This is a genomic window from Kitasatospora misakiensis (assembly GCF_042656005.1).
Taxonomy (GTDB): Bacteria; Actinomycetota; Actinomycetes; order Streptomycetales; family Streptomycetaceae; genus Kitasatospora; species Kitasatospora misakiensis.
The window spans coordinates 51767-65764 of sequence record NZ_JBHSOF010000016.1 but is presented as its reverse complement, the minus strand read 5'-3'; the positions used below and the strand labels follow the sequence as shown (position 1 = coordinate 65764).

At 72.8% G+C, this 13998-nt stretch carries 13 protein-coding genes and 2 pseudogenes; 9 read left to right on the top strand and 6 right to left on the bottom strand.

Annotated elements, in window-relative coordinates:
• Positions 1-122: 122 nt before the first annotated feature.
• Positions 123-1106 carry an aldo/keto reductase gene (locus ACFP3U_RS14960; protein WP_380225979.1) on the bottom strand — a complete coding sequence of 328 codons (984 nt, stop codon included), beginning with the start codon at positions 1104-1106 and terminating at the stop codon, positions 123-125.
• A 251-nt stretch (positions 1107-1357) separates the two neighbouring features.
• Between ACFP3U_RS14960 and ACFP3U_RS14955 the strand changes: the two genes are divergently transcribed.
• The 3 genes from ACFP3U_RS14955 to ACFP3U_RS14945 all read left to right on the top strand — a co-directional run bounded on the left by ACFP3U_RS14955 (position 1358) and on the right by ACFP3U_RS14945 (position 4663).
• Entirely contained in the window at positions 1358-3424 is a 2067-nt protein-coding gene (locus ACFP3U_RS14955) for a phosphocholine-specific phospholipase C (protein ID WP_380225978.1), read from the top strand.
• A 181-nt stretch (positions 3425-3605) separates the two neighbouring features.
• On the top strand, positions 3606-4133 hold the full coding sequence (locus ACFP3U_RS14950; RefSeq protein ID WP_380225977.1) for a peptidylprolyl isomerase: 528 nt from the start codon (positions 3606-3608) through the stop codon (positions 4131-4133).
• A gap of 263 nt (positions 4134-4396) precedes the next feature.
• On the top strand, positions 4397-4663 hold the full coding sequence (locus tag ACFP3U_RS14945; RefSeq protein WP_380225976.1) for a hypothetical protein: 267 nt from the start codon (positions 4397-4399) through the stop codon (positions 4661-4663).
• A 50-nt stretch (positions 4664-4713) separates the two neighbouring features.
• Here the strand turns inward: ACFP3U_RS14945 and ACFP3U_RS14940 are convergent.
• Positions 4714-5673, bottom strand: a pseudogene (locus tag ACFP3U_RS14940) (chitinase); the annotation flags it as partial.
• A 156-nt stretch (positions 5674-5829) separates the two neighbouring features.
• Positions 5830-6366: pseudogene (locus tag ACFP3U_RS14935) on the bottom strand (carbohydrate binding domain-containing protein); the annotation flags it as partial.
• 282 nt (positions 6367-6648) lie between these two features.
• On the opposite strand from ACFP3U_RS14935, the gene ACFP3U_RS14930 reads away from it, so the two are divergent.
• Entirely contained in the window at positions 6649-7440 is a 792-nt protein-coding gene (locus ACFP3U_RS14930) for a S1 family peptidase (protein WP_380225975.1), read from the top strand.
• A gap of 103 nt (positions 7441-7543) precedes the next feature.
• Here ACFP3U_RS14930 and ACFP3U_RS14925 read toward each other — a convergent pair whose 3' ends face one another.
• Positions 7544-8143, bottom strand: coding sequence for a phosphoribosylanthranilate isomerase (locus tag ACFP3U_RS14925; RefSeq protein ID WP_380225974.1), 600 nt, complete (start codon positions 8141-8143; stop codon positions 7544-7546).
• Positions 8144-8283: 140 nt separating this feature from the next.
• On the bottom strand, positions 8284-8679 hold the full coding sequence (locus tag ACFP3U_RS14920) for a RidA family protein (RefSeq protein ID WP_380226045.1): 396 nt from the start codon (positions 8677-8679) through the stop codon (positions 8284-8286).
• Between the two features lie 141 nt (positions 8680-8820).
• On the opposite strand from ACFP3U_RS14920, the gene ACFP3U_RS14915 reads away from it, so the two are divergent.
• Positions 8821-9801 carry a helix-turn-helix transcriptional regulator gene (locus ACFP3U_RS14915; RefSeq protein ID WP_380225973.1) on the top strand — a complete coding sequence of 327 codons (981 nt, stop codon included), beginning with the start codon at positions 8821-8823 and terminating at the stop codon, positions 9799-9801.
• A gap of 163 nt (positions 9802-9964) precedes the next feature.
• On the top strand, positions 9965-10282 hold the full coding sequence (locus ACFP3U_RS14910) for a hypothetical protein (protein ID WP_380225972.1): 318 nt from the start codon (positions 9965-9967) through the stop codon (positions 10280-10282).
• A 128-nt stretch (positions 10283-10410) separates the two neighbouring features.
• Here ACFP3U_RS14910 and ACFP3U_RS14905 read toward each other — a convergent pair whose 3' ends face one another.
• Entirely contained in the window at positions 10411-10968 is a 558-nt protein-coding gene (locus ACFP3U_RS14905; RefSeq protein ID WP_380225971.1) for a GNAT family N-acetyltransferase, read from the bottom strand.
• Between the two features lie 146 nt (positions 10969-11114).
• Between ACFP3U_RS14905 and ACFP3U_RS14900 the strand changes: the two genes are divergently transcribed.
• From ACFP3U_RS14900 to ACFP3U_RS14890, 3 genes are all read left to right on the top strand, one after another.
• On the top strand, positions 11115-11879 hold the full coding sequence (locus tag ACFP3U_RS14900; protein WP_380225970.1) for a hypothetical protein: 765 nt from the start codon (positions 11115-11117) through the stop codon (positions 11877-11879).
• Positions 11876-13195, top strand: a complete 1320-nt coding sequence (locus ACFP3U_RS14895) for a nucleotidyl transferase AbiEii/AbiGii toxin family protein (protein WP_380225969.1) — start codon at positions 11876-11878, stop codon at positions 13193-13195. The genes ACFP3U_RS14900 and ACFP3U_RS14895 overlap by 4 nt, the downstream gene beginning before the upstream one ends.
• Positions 13196-13277: 82 nt before the next feature.
• A complete protein-coding gene (locus ACFP3U_RS14890; RefSeq protein ID WP_380225968.1) occupies positions 13278-13781 on the top strand; it encodes a metallophosphoesterase family protein in 504 nt (167 codons plus the stop codon).
• The last annotated feature ends 217 nt before the right edge of the window (positions 13782-13998 follow it).

Below are 13998 nucleotides of genomic sequence, written 5' to 3'. Positions count from 1 at the left end.
CTCCGACCGCGGGCCCGCCGGACTGCGCCTTCCGGCGCAGCGGTGCGGCGGCACCGGCCTGACCCGTTGACACCCCCGCGCGGGTGTCAACGGGTCACCGGGTCACGCGGTCACGGGCGCCGTCACCAGCGGTCGTGGACCGTCGGGCGGATGCGGGTGTCGTAGAGCGCGCGGACGGCGGCCAGCGTGCTGTCCGACAGCGGCGGGAGGGCGGCGGCGGCAGCGTTGGCGACGGCCTGCTCGGGGTTGCGGGCGCCCGGGATCACCGTGGTGACGCCCGGCTGCTGGACGATCCAGCGCAGCGCCGTCTGCGCCGCCGTGGCACCGGCGGGGGCGAGCGCGGCGAACTCGGCCGCCGCCTCGACGCCGGTCTCGAAGTCCACCCCGGAGAAGGTCTCGCCCTGGTCGAAGGCCTCGCCCTGCCGGTTGTAGGTGCGGTGGTCGTCCGCGCCGAACGTGGTCCGCGCGGTGTACCGCCCGGAGAGCAGGCCGGAGGCCAGCGGCACCCGGGCGAGGATGCCGACCCCGGCCGCGACCGCCGCCGGCAGCACCTCCTCCAGCGGCTTCAGCCGGAACGCGTTGAGGATGATCTGCACACTGGCCACCCCGGGGCGGGCGATCGCGGTCAGCGCCTCCGCGCAGGTCTCCACACTGACCCCGTACGCGGCGATGCGCCCCTCCTCGACCAGGGTGTCGAGCGCGTCGTACACCTCGTCGGTGGAGTACACCGGCGTCGGCGGGCAGTGCAGCTGCACCAGATCGAGCCGGTCGACGCCCAGGTTGGCCCGGGAACGGTCCGCCCAGGCACGGAAGTTGGCAAGGTTGTAGTGCTCCGGGCGCTGCTCCGCCCGGCGGCCGAACTTGGTGGCGACGAACACCCCCGCGTCCGGACGCCCCTTCAGGTAGCGGCCGATCAGCTGCTCGCTGCGGCCGTCGCCGTAGACGTCGGCGGTGTCGAAGAGGGTGACGCCCGCCTCGACCGAGGCGTCCAGCACGGCCAGGGCGTCCTCCTCGCGGACGTCACCCCAGTCCGCGCCGAGCTGCCAGGTGCCGAGTCCTACCACCGAGACGGGCCGACCGGTGCGGCCCAATACGCGCTGTTCCATGCCCCGACCCTCTCACGGCGGCGGCGATGCCCCTGATCGGCGGGCCCGGCGGCGCGGCCTCTCGGCGGACGTCTCAGGGGGCACCCCGTGCCGGATTCCCCCGCACCCGCCACAGGATGTCCATACAAGTCGAGGCGTTCGCCTGACGTACAGCAACCGGACACCGGCGGTCGGCCCGGACGTACCCCGCACCCGCTGTCCTCTTGGGGCACCGTCATCCACCCCTCATGACAGGCAGAGGTCTCCCACCCATGGCAGAGCTGAACCGGCGCCGTTTCCTCCAACTGGCGGGCGCCACCGCCGCGTTCTCGTCGTTGTCGGAGAGCATCGCGCGGGCCGCCGCGATCGCCCCGGCCGGCGCGACCGGGACGCTCCAGGACGTCGAGCACATCGTCGTGCTGATGCAGGAGAACCGTTCGTTCGACCACTACTTCGGCGCGCTGAAGGGCGTCCGCGGCTTCGGCGACCCGCGCCCGGTCACCCTGCCGAGCGGCAAGCCGGTCTGGTACCAGACGGACGGCAACCGCAAGGAGATCCTTCCGTTCCGCCCGCAGGTGAACAACCTGGGCATGCAGTTCGTCCAGGACCTCAACCACGACTGGGCCGGCGGCCACAAGGCCTTCAACAACGGCAAGTACGACCAGTGGGTCCCGGCGAAGACGGCCACCACCATGGCGTACCTGACCCGCCAGGACATCCCGTTCCACTACGCGCTCGCCGACGCGTTCACCCTCTGCGACGCCTACCACTGCTCGTTCATCGGCTCCACCGACCCGAACCGCTACTACATGTGGACGGGCCACACCGGCAACGACGGCACCGGCGGCGGCCCGGTCCTCGGCAACCAGGAGGCCGGGTACGGCTGGACGACCTACCCCGAGCGGCTGGAGAAGGCCGGCGTCTCCTGGAAGATCTACCAGGACATCGGCGACGGCCTGGACGCGGCCGGCTCGTGGGGCTGGATCGGCGACGCCTACCGCGGCAACTACGGCGACAACTCGCTGCTGTACTTCAACAACTACCGCAACGCCAAGCCCGGCAGCCCGCTGTACGACAAGGCCCGCACCGGCACCGACGCCAAGGCGGGCGACGGCCTCTTCGACCACCTGCGGCGCGACGTGCAGGCCGGCGCCCTCCCGCAGATCTCCTGGATCGCCGCACCCGAGGCCTTCACCGAGCACCCCAACTGGCCCGCCAACTACGGCGCCTGGTACATCTCGCAGGTGCTGGACGCGCTGACCGCCAACCCCGAGGTGTGGGCGCGGACGGCACTGTTCATCACCTACGACGAGAACGACGGCTTCTTCGACCACGTCGTGCCGCCGTTCCCGCCGTCCTCCGCCTCCCAGGGCCTGTCCACCGTCTCCACCACCACGGACTACCACGGCGGCAGCGCCGGCTACGCGGCCGGCGCGTACGGCCTCGGCCAGCGGGTGCCGATGCTGGTCGTCTCCCCCTGGAGCACCGGCGGCTACACCTGTTCGGAGACCTTCGACCACACGTCGATCATCCGGTTCATGGAGCGCCGCTTCGGCGTGCTGGAGCCCAACATCTCGCCCTGGCGGCGGGCCATCTGCGGCGACCTGACCACCGCCTTCGACTTCACCGCCGCGAACCCGGCCCCGGCGGCGCTGCCGTCCACCGCCGGCTACCGCCCACAGGACGGCAACCGGCACCCCGACTACGTGCCCGCCCCGCCCGCCGTCGGCACCATGCCGAAGCAGGAGCCCGGCGCCAAGCCCACCCGTCCGCTCAAGTACGCGCCGTACGTGGACGGTTCGGCCGATGTCGCGACCGGCAAGTACCGCCTGAGCTTCAGCGGCGGAGCGGCGGCCGGCGCGCAGTTCCTGGTCACCTCGCCGAACCGCACCGACGGCCCGTGGACGTACACCGCGGAGGCGGGCAAGAGCCTCGCGGACGCCTGGAACACCACCTACTCCAAGGGCGTCACCGACCTCACCGTGCACGGCCCCAACGGCTTCCTGCGCCGGTTCCGCAACCCCGGCAAGACCGCCGGGCCCGAGGTCACCGCGCGCCACAACGCGACCACCGGCAACCTGGACCTCACCTTCACCAACGCCGGCACCGCGGACGCCGTCCTCACCGTCACCAACGCCTACGGCGGCACCCCGCAGACCGTCACCGTCACCGTCCGCCGGGGTGCGACCGTCGGGTACACGGTCGACCTGAGCGGCTGCCGCCAGTGGTACGACGTCACCGTCACCTCCACCGCGACGGCCGACTTCGTCCGCCGCCTCGCCGGCCACGTGGAGACCGGCGTCCCCGGCCTCTCCGACCCGGGCATCGTCACCTACTGAGCCCGCCGGGCCCGCTGAGCCGCCCCGGGTACCCGCGTCGCCGCCCGCGTCGCGAGGTACCCGGGGCGGACCTGCGCGGGATCCGGTCACCCGTAGGAGTGAGTCACCGTGTCACCGCCCCCGGGACCTCGGTCCGGCCACAAGACTGACCGCACCAGTAGGACCCGGAGAGGAACGTGTGATGGCTGAGGAACTGTACGCAACGCTGAAGACCAACAAGGGCGACATCGTGATCCGGCTCCTCCCGGACCACGCCCCCAGGACCGTCAAGAACTTCGTCGAACTCGCCCAGGGCGACCGCCAGTGGATCAACCCCGAGACGGGGAAGCCCACCAACGCGCCGCTGTACGACGGCACGGTGTTCCACCGGGTCATCGAGGGCTTCATGATCCAGGGCGGCGACCCCCTGGGCAACGGAACCGGTGGGCCCGGTTACAAGTTCGCGGACGAGTTCCACCCCGACCTGGCGTTCACCAAGCCCTACCTGCTCGCGATGGCCAACTCCGGGCCGGGCACCAACGGCTCCCAGTTCTTCATCACCGTCGGCCCGACCACCTGGCTCACCGGCAAGCACACCATCTTCGGCGAGGTCACCGACGACTCCGGCAAGAAGGTCGTCGACGCCATCTCCATGACGGAGACCAACCCCCGCAACGACCGCCCGGTGGAGGAGGTCGTCATCGAGAAGGTCCTCATCGAGACCCGCTGACCCGCCCCGGCCCGGCCCAGGGCTCCGTTCCCCACCGACGGGGGACGGAGCCCTGCCCGTGAGGTGCCCCGCCGGGCGCACCGGGTCGTCAATCGGCCAACCTCTCGTACGCCCGGTCGAGTTGGAAGCCTGCAGCCAGGACCGGGGCGAGGCGGCGGCCGTCCTGCGCACCGTCCTGCGCGCCGGGCTGCTGCCCGGCCGGCAGCCGGCCTCACCGGCCACCCGGTACATCGACCACATGTTCACCGAGGTCGCCCGGTTCTGTGATCCGACCTTCCTCGCCGTCTGGAAGTCGCATCCACCGGCGGGCCGTCGCCGAGCGCATCCCCTACCTGGCCGCCTACCGCCAGGTCCTGGCCGGCGGCCTGGCCGCCCACCGCCGCCGCATCCTGGACCTCGCCACCGAGGAGCAACGCCCCCACCTCGACCGCTACCTGACCGGCTTCACGCACTGGCAACTGCACAGCCGCCGCTACCGCTGGCACGACCTCTACCCCGGCCTGAACGGGTCTACGGACGGCGAGGGGTAGGGCCCCGGGAGCACGGCGCGCCCCCAGGGCCCTGGGACGTCAGCGCGGCGTCAACGGCCCTGGAGGGACTTGGCGTTGTCGCCGAAGCTCCAGCCCTTCGAGCCGTCCCAGTTGATCGACCACGTCATCAGCCCCTTCAGCGCACCGCCGAAGGCGTTCCACGACTGGCCGACCAGGCCGGGCGCCAGGTAGCCGCCGCCCGCGCCGGGTTGGGCCGGCAGGCCGGGCACCTGCTTGTCGTAGGGCACCTTGACGGTGGTGCCCTGGATGGTCAGGCCGTTGTTGAGGCAGGTGGTCTGCGCGGTGAAGCCCTGAACGGTGCCGGCCTGGTAGGAGTCGCCGGAGCAGCCGTACATGCTGCCGTTGTAGTACTGCATGTTCAGCCACCACAGGCGGCCGTTGTCGACGTACTTCTTGATGATCGGCAGGTAGGAACCCCAGATCGACCCGTAGGTGACGCTGCCGCCGGTGACGTACGCGGTCTCGGGGGCCATCGTCAGGCCGAAGCCCGCGGGCATCTGGGCGAGGACGCCGTCGATGATGCGGATTAGGTTGGACTGGGAGGCGGACAGGGTGTTGATGCTGCCGCTCCCGGACAGGCCGGTCTCGATGTCGATGTCGATGCCGTCGAAGTTGTACTTCTTGAGGATCGGGACGACGGTCGCCACGAACCGGTCGGCGACGGTGCTGGAGCTCAGGTCGATGCCCGCGGCGGCGCCGCCGATCGACATCAGGATCGTCGCCCCGGCCGCCTTGGCCTGGCACATCTCGGCGGGGGTCGACACCTTGACGGTGCTGTCCATGCCGTCCTGCCAGAGGACGGTGCCGTCGGAGAGGATCACCGGGAAGGCGGCGTTGATGACGTTGTAGCCGTGGGCGGCCATCCGGCTGTCCGTGATGGGGACCCAGCCCATGCCGGGGTGGACGCCGTTGGAGGCGCCGTCCCAGTTCTCCCAGTAGCCCTGGAGGACCTTGCCCGCAGGCCTGGGCTTCGTCGGGCAGGTGTCACCGCCCGGCGGGGTCGTGGGTGGGGTGGTCGGCGGCGTGGTGGGTGGGGTCGTCGGCGGGGTGGTCGGCGGCGTCGTGGGCGGCGTCGTGGTGCCGCCGGGGCCGGCGAGTGCCACGTCGTCCGCGTAGAACGCGGGCTGCCCGTACCAGCCGTGCAGGTAGATCGTGACCGAGGTGGTGTTCGCCCCGGTGCTGAAACCGGTGGTGAGCTGGCTGTAGGAGGCGCTGTTCGGCGTCCAGGTGGAGGCCGCACCCGTGATCCCGGTGCCGGTCGCGCCCAGGTAGACGTAGCTGCCCTGGACGTAGGCGGACAGCGTGTACTGGGAGTTGGGCTGCACGCTGACGGTCTGGCTGCACTGGGCGCTGTCCTGGCCGGTCGGCGTGGCCTTGAGCGCGGAGGTGCCGGAGTGCACCGGGCTGCCGACGACCGCGCCGGAGCCGCCGGTACAGGTCCAGTCGGAGAGTCCGTACTCGAAGCCGGGGTTGGCCACCAGGTTGGGGACGGCGGCACCGGCCGTGACGGAGCCGGCCACGGCGATCCCGGCACCGACGACGACGGCGGCGCTCACCAGCGCGAGCGAGCGGTTCAGCGCGGTCGCCCCGCGCGGGGCCCGGCCGGTCCGGTGAACGTGCGACGCGCGTTCCACCGCGGCCCGCAGCGGCGGACGTGGGGTGCGCGACCTTCGACGGAACATGGTGCTGCTCCCTTCCCGCCGAGCGCCGCGGGGATGACGGGCGCGTGGGGGCGTGACGCCCGGCTCCGGATGAGGTGGGGGACATGTGGGGCTGTGCCGGTCCGGATCGTAGGAGGGGCGGCAGGACACGTCAATAGGTCTGGACCAGTTGAAGAGGTATGGACCAGATGTGGGCCAGGAATGGACCTGTCGCGGGTCAACCCCGGCCGGGGTGCGGAGCGGAGCAGGGCGCGCGAGACTGGTCGAGGGGCGCCCTGATCGACGCGGAGACAAGGACGAACCATGTCTTTCGAACGTCAAGGAACCCGTCAAGGAACCCGTCGAGGAACCCTCGGAGTCTCACTGCGGCTCCTGGTCGCCGGCGGCCTGATCGGCGCGGGACTGGCGGGCCTCGCCCCCTCCCCCGCCCGGGCGATCACCGGCGGCAACGCGGTCACCGACAGTTCCTTCAACTTCGTCGCCAAGGTCTCGTACTCCGGCGGAACCTTCTGCACCGGGACTCTCATCAAGAGCAACTGGGTACTCACCGCCGCGCATTGCGTGGGCGGCGTCACCAACCCCGGCGACATGTCCGTGCGGGTCGGCAGCAATCTCAGGGACACCGGCGGGCAGGTCAGGCAGGCCGTCGCGCTCTACTCCTATCCCGGGTACAGCGGCGGGCACAACGACATCGCCCTCCTCAAGCTGGAGTCTCCGGTGACCGGCATCACGCCGATCAGCCTGGCCGACCCCGGCCAGAGCTTCCGGTGGGACGGCCAGCAGGGCGGCCCGTTCACGCAGTACGACGACGGCGTCATCGCGGGGTGGGGCCAGAACGGCACCGGGCAGCTCCCCGACCGACTGCAGTTCAAGGGCGTGTCCATCATGCCGGCCGGACCGGACGGTATCGGGCTGAAGTCGATCCCGACCAGCGGTGGCCCCTGCCCGGGCGACAGCGGCGGCCCGCTGATGGTCAACATCAGCGGTGAACTGTTCCAGGTCGGCGTCATGAAGGGCCAGAACTGCTCCACCACCGCGAACTACAGCGAAGTGGGCGCCGGCTATCTGCGGACCTGGATCCTGGAGCACCTCTGATCGACCCGAACCGGACGATCACCCCGCCGGGCAGCCGCGGCGGGGTGATCGTCGCGCGTCCGCGGGGAACGCGGGGAACGCGCGGAAGGAAAGGAGCCCGGCGTCAGCGGGACTTGGCCGCGTGGACGAACTCCGTGATCAGGGCGGGGTCCTTGACTCCGCGGCGGACCTCGACGCCGCTGGAGACGTCCACGCCCCACGGGTTCGCGACCGCGACGGCCTCGCCGACGTTCGCCACGCTCAGGCCTCCGGCCAGCAGCCAGCGGCCGGCCGGCGGACGCGCCCCCAGCTCGGTCCAGTCCCACGGCTCGCCCGCCCCCGGCACCGGCGCGTCGAGCAGCAGCAGGTCCTCGCCGAAGTCCCCGCAGTCCGCCCCGGCCGCCGTCGCCGCCGAGGTCGCCCGGATCAGCGGCAGCCCCAGGTCGGACAGTGCGGCGAACGCCGTCGCCGGGTTGTTCCCGTGCAGTTGGACGGCCCGCACCCCGGCCGCGCGCACCGCCGCGCGGACGTACTCGGCCGGCTCCTCCCGGAACACGGCCACCGTCAGCACCTCCTCGGGCACCGCGGCCACCAGCTCGCGCACCAGGCCGGGCGCCACCCGGCGCGGGCTCTCGGTGAGCACGAACCCCACGGCGTCGGCACCGGCCGCGACCGCCGCCGCGACATCCTCGGCGGTGCTCAGACCGCAGATCTTCACAAACATGTTCCCGGGCACTCCCCACTGGACGGCGTCGCCAGCCTAGTGCCACGGTGCTCCCCCCACCGGCCCCGCTGCTCGTACCGGTTCGGACCGGTTTCGGATCGGTTTCGGATCGGTACGAGCAGCGGGGCGAGGAGGCCGCCTCACGCCACGGCGGTCCCCTCCAGCTCGACCAACTGCCCGGGGACGGCCAGCCGCGTCACCCCGAGCATCGTGGTGGCCGGCGCCACCCCGGCGGCCCCCAACCGCTCCGCCAGCACGCCGTAGTGCCGGAGGAGCAGATCGACGTCGGTCGTGTGGACGTTGAGCCGGACGAGGTCCGCGAGCGACATGTCGGCCCCGCCGAGCACGGCCTCCAGGTTGTCCAGGCTCAGCGCCAACTGCGCCGCCATGTCACCGTCGTGCTGGGGCCTGCCGTCCTCGCTCATCGCGGTCTGCCCCGAGACGAACAGGGTCCGGGTGTGCCCGGAGACGAGCTCCCCCTGGTTGAAGCCCATCGCCTTCGACCACGTCACCGGGTTGACCGCCGTACGTTCCATCACCACATCAGCTCCGTTCGATTCATCGGACACAGGACGGGACGTCCATCGGCACGGCCTACTGCCGGCCCCGACGTCACCTCGACGAGCCTCGCGGGAAATCACGACATCCTTGGTCACCTATTCCGTTAGGGTGCTCGCATGCGTGCCGACCGGTTGGTCTCGCTGGTGCTGTTGCTGCGACAGCGCGGTCGGCTGACCGCGGAGGCGCTGGCCCGCGAGCTGGAGGTGTCCACCCGCACCGTGCTGCGCGACATCGAGGCGCTGTCCGCGGCGGGCGTCCCGGTGTACGCCGAACGCGGCCGGCACGGCGGCTTCGCGCTGCTGCCCGGCTTCCGGACGGAGCTCACCGGCCTGAACCACGACGAGGCCCTCGCCCTGCTGACCGCCGGATCGGGGCGCGGCGAGCAGGCGTTCGGCCTCGGCTCGGCACTCGCCTCGGCCATGCGGAAGGTGGTCGACGCGCTCCCCGAGGGCCATCGGGCGACCGCGAGCGACGCGGCCCGGCGGTTCCTCGTCGAACCGGAGACCGACCTGCTGGCACGCCGGTCGGTCACCGACGACGTCCCCCGCGCCACCATGGTCGAGGTCCGGCGCGCGGTGCTCGCGGGGCACAAGCTGCGCATCCACTACGCGGCCGCGGACCAGGCGCCGCAGTGGCGCACGGTGGACCCGATCGGCCTGGTGACCGTCCGCGACCGGGCCTACCTGCTGGCCACCAGGGCCGGCGCGGACCGCACCTACCGGCTGTCGCGGGTGCTGGCCGCCGAGGAACTCCCCGAGGCGGCGGAGCGACCGGGCCGGGTCGACCTGGACCGGATCTGGCGGGAACGCTCCGCGCGGTTCCTCGCCAACGGCGACCACCTCACGGCGCTGGTCCGGGTGGACCCGGCGCGCCGGGAGGAGCTGCTGGACACCGCGTTGGCCGTCCGCGCGGAGGAGCCCGACGAGGACGGCCGGGTGCGGCTGGAGGTGACCTTCCAGGACGCGCGACACGCCGAATGGGCGCTGTGGCAGCTCGGGGCGGACGCGGAGGCGCTCGCCCCGCCGTCCCTGCGGACCGCCCTGCTCGGGCGCGCCGCCGCGCTGGTCACCCGCTACGCGGACGCGCCCGCCGGGTGAGGCGGCGTGCGGACCGGCGTGCCGCCCCGGCGTCCCCGGCCGGCGTCCCGAGTCGGAACGCGGAACACGGAAGGCTGAACACGGAACTGACGGTCGTGCGTCCGGTTGGTCCGGATGCCGTCGTGCGGGTGCGGCGCACCCGTCCTGCGGTGACGGTGGGGAGATGGACACCGTTGTCGTACTGGAACCTGACACACCGACCAATGTGCGGATCCTCGGATCCGACCACGCCCCGGCGGACCCCGAGAGCCCGGTGCGGCGCGCGCACACCGCGCCCGCGGAGGCTTCGGGCGTCTGCGGGCCGCTCACCCTCTGCGGCCTGGACACCTCCGACATGACCCTCGCTCCGCACCGGTACGCTCCCGAGCGGTCGGGCTGGCACTCCTGCAGCGTGTGCCGGACGGGCGGGGCCGGCACCGCGTACGGGAGCCCCGAGGAGGGCGCGCACCCCGCAGGAACGGCGGTACCGGCCGCACCCTGAGACCGTCGGCCGCGACCACCGGCCGACGGGGCGGCGGCGCCCAGGACCGGAAATCTTTCAGCGCCCGCCGGTGAGGTACCGTCACTTCGGCGGGTGAATACCGCAAGACTTACTGCCCCCGCCCAGCGTCACCCCGTCTCCTCGGCCACCCGGTCGGCCTGCCGGCGGGTCAGCCGCCAGACCAGGTCCTCACCACCGGTCTCGGTCCGGCGGCGCCCGTGCTCGGTGAAGCCGAGTCGGGCCGCGACGGCCCCACTGGCGCGGTTGGCCGGGTCGTGGGAGATCTCGACGTGGTCGACACCGGGGAACCGGAAGGCCTGGCCGACCAGGGCGCGCGCGGCCCTGGTGGCCACGCCTCGGCCGGTGGCCGCCGGGTGCAGCCAGTAGCCGATCTCCAGGACGTCGGCCGGGCCGTCCTCACGGCGGAACAGCTGGCAGGCACCCACCATGACCCCGTTCAGGACGACCGCGCAGGTGAAGTCCCGACCGGCCGCCCAGGCCTCCTCGCGGCGTGCCAGGAAGGCGGCGGTGTAGTCCAGGCTGTGCTCGTCGACCCACGGCATCCACGGCCGGAGGTGCTCCCGCGACTCCTCGATGACCCGGAAGAGCTCCGGCAGGTCCGCCTCGCGGTCGAAACGGCGAAGGATCAGGTCGTCCAGTTCGATCGTCTCCGGTGGAAGGTCCATGGGCGAAGGATCGTCCTCCGGCGCCGCCCACGGCAAGAGGGTTCGGCCACGAGGGCGCCGCCGAGGCCGCCTCCGGGGGCATCGACCGAGGGCGCGGTCGCCCCACCGCTCCGGGCATTGTCAGTGCGGCCTGCCACGATGCCTGCATGCTCGCCACCCACCCTGACCAGCGTCGTGACGACCCGTCGGCCCGCCCGTACTCCCCCGTGCTCCCCGAGCTCCGCGGGGACTTCGAGGTGCACCTCACCGTGGCGCCGGGCGAGGCGGAGGCCTTGGCCGCCTGGGCCGCCGCCGAGGGGCTGACGTTCACCCACATCGTGCTGGCCCGCGGCGCGGCCCCGTCCCAGCCGATGCTCACCCTGCGCACCACCGGCGCGCTGGACGAGGTCGCCGCGGCGGCCGTCCGGACCGCGGACCGGCTCGGCCGGGCCGGGTTCACCGTCCTGCGCAGCAAGCTGGAGGCCGCGCCGTGGGCGCTGGGCGTGCCGGAGTCGGACCAGGACGCCCTGCGGCACGGGCCGGGGCGGTACTTCGAGCACCACGTCAAGCTGCTGCTGCCGGGATCACCCGATCCGGTCGTCCTCGTCGACCCCCTCGCCAACCTCGCGGACCTCGCCGACCTCGCCGACCGGCACGGCGCCCACCTCTCGCGCAACCCCCGCCGGATCCGCGAGGACGGCCGCCGCGAGTGGTTCGTCACCCAGCGGTGCCGCCGGGTCGGGCTGGTGACCGCCGGCCGCCGTCTGGACGCCCTGCTGGCGGACCTCGCCGCCGCCGGCCACGCCGTGCTCTCCACGGAGCGCGAGTTCGTCGCCGTGGACAGCCACGAGGCCCTGGACGCGGGATGGCTGGCCGAACCCGACCACACGCCCGGAGCCCCCGGGCCGCACCGCGAAGGAGACCTCCGTTGACCAGCAACCGGCCCGAGACCCACCGCGATTGGCAGAGGCTGGAGTTCGGCCCGTGGGAGGGTCTGACACTGCCCGGGAGGCCCCCGGCGGAGGACGTCCGACAGGAGCTGGACCTGCCCCGGAGCATCCGGCCGATCGACGACGAGGCGGTGCGCCAGCAGCCCGTCTTCGACCCCGCTCTCGCCGGCTACAGCCGCGCCCTGCGCCCCAGCGAACCCGTCTTCACCGACCCGCGGACCGCCCGGCGCTGGCTCGCCGCCCGACGGGAGGCCCTGAACACCGCCCTGTCCGCCGTCGCCTCCTCGCCGTGGGCCGAGCACCTGGTGCTCCGCGGCAGCATCCTGCTGCGCGCCTGGTACGGCGAGCAGGCCAGGGAGCCGGGCGACCTCGACTTCGTCGTCCGCCCGGTGGACTGGGCGCTGGAGGACGAACGCACCACCCGGATGCTCGACGGACTCGCCCGCACCGCCGAGGACCTCTCCGGCGAGGTGCGGCTGCACGCCGACCAGGCGGTCGGCGACGAGATCTGGACGTACAGCCGGATCCCCGGCCGCCGGCTGGTCCTGCCGTGGTCCGCCCCGGGCGTGCCCGGCGGCACCGTCCAGCTCGACTTCGTCTTCACCGAACACCTGCCCGCCGCCCCGCAGTCCTGCGAACTCCCCGGCGTCAGAGGCCCGTTGCTCACCGCGACGCCGCAGCTCTCGCTGGCGTGGAAGATCCTCTGGCTGGTCTCGGACAGCCACCCGCAGGGCAAGGACCTCTACGACGCGCTCCTGCTGTCGCGCACCGCGCAGGTGCCGTACGAGCTGCTGCGCGAGGTGTTCGTCCGGTCCGACGAGAGCTACGCCCGCTGGCCGGTGCTCCCGGAGGCCATCAGCGATCTCGACGTCGACTGGGACGAGTTCGCCAAGGACTACCCGCGGTTCGCCGAACCGGTCGAGGAGTATCCGGCGCAGTTGCTCGCCGGTCTCGCCGCCACCTTCGGCGACGCCGGGGAGTACGCCCTGCGGGCCCGCTGGCTGGCGCCGCTGACGGAGGAGCTGCGGCGGGTCCTGGCCGACGGGGGCACGGACGAGGGCACCGGCACGGGCTCGGGCATGGACGCGGTCCAGCGGAGCTTGTCGAGCCGCCACATACCGGCCGTCGACGCGCTGGTGATCACCTGCGAACTCCTCGCCGGGGACCTCGACGCCGCCCGCAGCATCGTGACCGACCACTACGGCGAGGACCTCCCCTGGCGCGGCCGCGGACTGGCCGAGGCCGCCGACCGCTACGCCGCGGAGCTGGCCGCCCTCCGCCCCGGCCACCACGGCTGACGGCCGGCCGTCGGGCAGCGCCGACCGTGTGATCCTCGGGGGAGGCCCGAAGCCCCGGCCCGGCCCGGTCGTTCTCACCGTGATGCGACTCCTGTTGACCTCGGACACCCACGTCCCCACCCGGGCACGGTCCCTGCCCGCGCCGCTCCTCGACGCGCTCGACGACGCCGACGTGGTGTTCCACGCCGGCGACTGGGTCGACACCGCCACGCTCGACCTGTTCCGGGCCCGGTCCGAACGGCTGGTCGCCGTCCACGGGAACAACGACGGGGCGGCGCTGCGGGCGCAGCTGCCCGAGATCGCCCGGGTGAGCCTCCAGGGCGTGCGCTTCGCCGTCGTGCACGAGACCGGTCCGGCCCGGGACCGCGAGCGGCGGTGCGAGGCCCGGTTCCCGGACGTCGACGTCCTGGTGTTCGGGCACAGCCACATCCCCTGGGACAGCCACGCGCCGGGCGGCCTCCGGCTGCTCAATCCGGGCTCGCCGACCGACCGGCGGCGCCAGCTCTTCGCCACCTACCTCACCGCGCGCCTGGACGACGGGCACCTCGCCGACGTGCGACTCCACCGGCTGCCGCCGCGCCGCTGAGGCCCTGAAGCGGTGAGCACCAGGATGCCCGCATCGCGGCCGGCTGCCCGTAGGCTGGAAAACACCCGGTAGCCGTAGCCGTAGCCGTCGCCGTAGCCGTGGTCGGTGGCGCCGCAGCGCGAGTGCCGGCCTGCGCTGGTCCGCCACCACCGGTACCCGCATACCCCCGGGGCGGCCGGTCGGGCGGTCGGGGTTCTGAGGACGTCTTCAGGTCTTC

Bases quoted from the DNA above. Each gene is read 5' to 3' on its own strand.
- ACFP3U_RS14960 (WP_380225979.1), bottom strand. From the start codon at position 1,106: ATGGAACAGCGCGTATTGGGCCGCACCGGTCGGCCCGTCTCGGTGGTA.
- ACFP3U_RS14955 (WP_380225978.1), top strand. From the start codon at position 1,358: ATGGCAGAGCTGAACCGGCGCCGTTTCCTCCAACTGGCGGGCGCCACC.
- ACFP3U_RS14950 (WP_380225977.1), top strand. From the start codon at position 3,606: ATGGCTGAGGAACTGTACGCAACGCTGAAGACCAACAAGGGCGACATC.
- ACFP3U_RS14930 (WP_380225975.1), top strand. From the start codon at position 6,649: ATGTCTTTCGAACGTCAAGGAACCCGTCAAGGAACCCGTCGAGGAACC.
- ACFP3U_RS14925 (WP_380225974.1), bottom strand. From the start codon at position 8,143: ATGTTTGTGAAGATCTGCGGTCTGAGCACCGCCGAGGATGTCGCGGCG.
- ACFP3U_RS14920 (WP_380226045.1), bottom strand. From the start codon at position 8,679: ATGGAACGTACGGCGGTCAACCCGGTGACGTGGTCGAAGGCGATGGGC.
- ACFP3U_RS14915 (WP_380225973.1), top strand. From the start codon at position 8,821: ATGCGTGCCGACCGGTTGGTCTCGCTGGTGCTGTTGCTGCGACAGCGC.
- ACFP3U_RS14910 (WP_380225972.1), top strand. From the start codon at position 9,965: ATGGACACCGTTGTCGTACTGGAACCTGACACACCGACCAATGTGCGG.
- ACFP3U_RS14905 (WP_380225971.1), bottom strand. From the start codon at position 10,968: ATGGACCTTCCACCGGAGACGATCGAACTGGACGACCTGATCCTTCGC.
- ACFP3U_RS14900 (WP_380225970.1), top strand. From the start codon at position 11,115: ATGCTCGCCACCCACCCTGACCAGCGTCGTGACGACCCGTCGGCCCGC.
- ACFP3U_RS14890 (WP_380225968.1), top strand. From the start codon at position 13,278: ATGCGACTCCTGTTGACCTCGGACACCCACGTCCCCACCCGGGCACGG.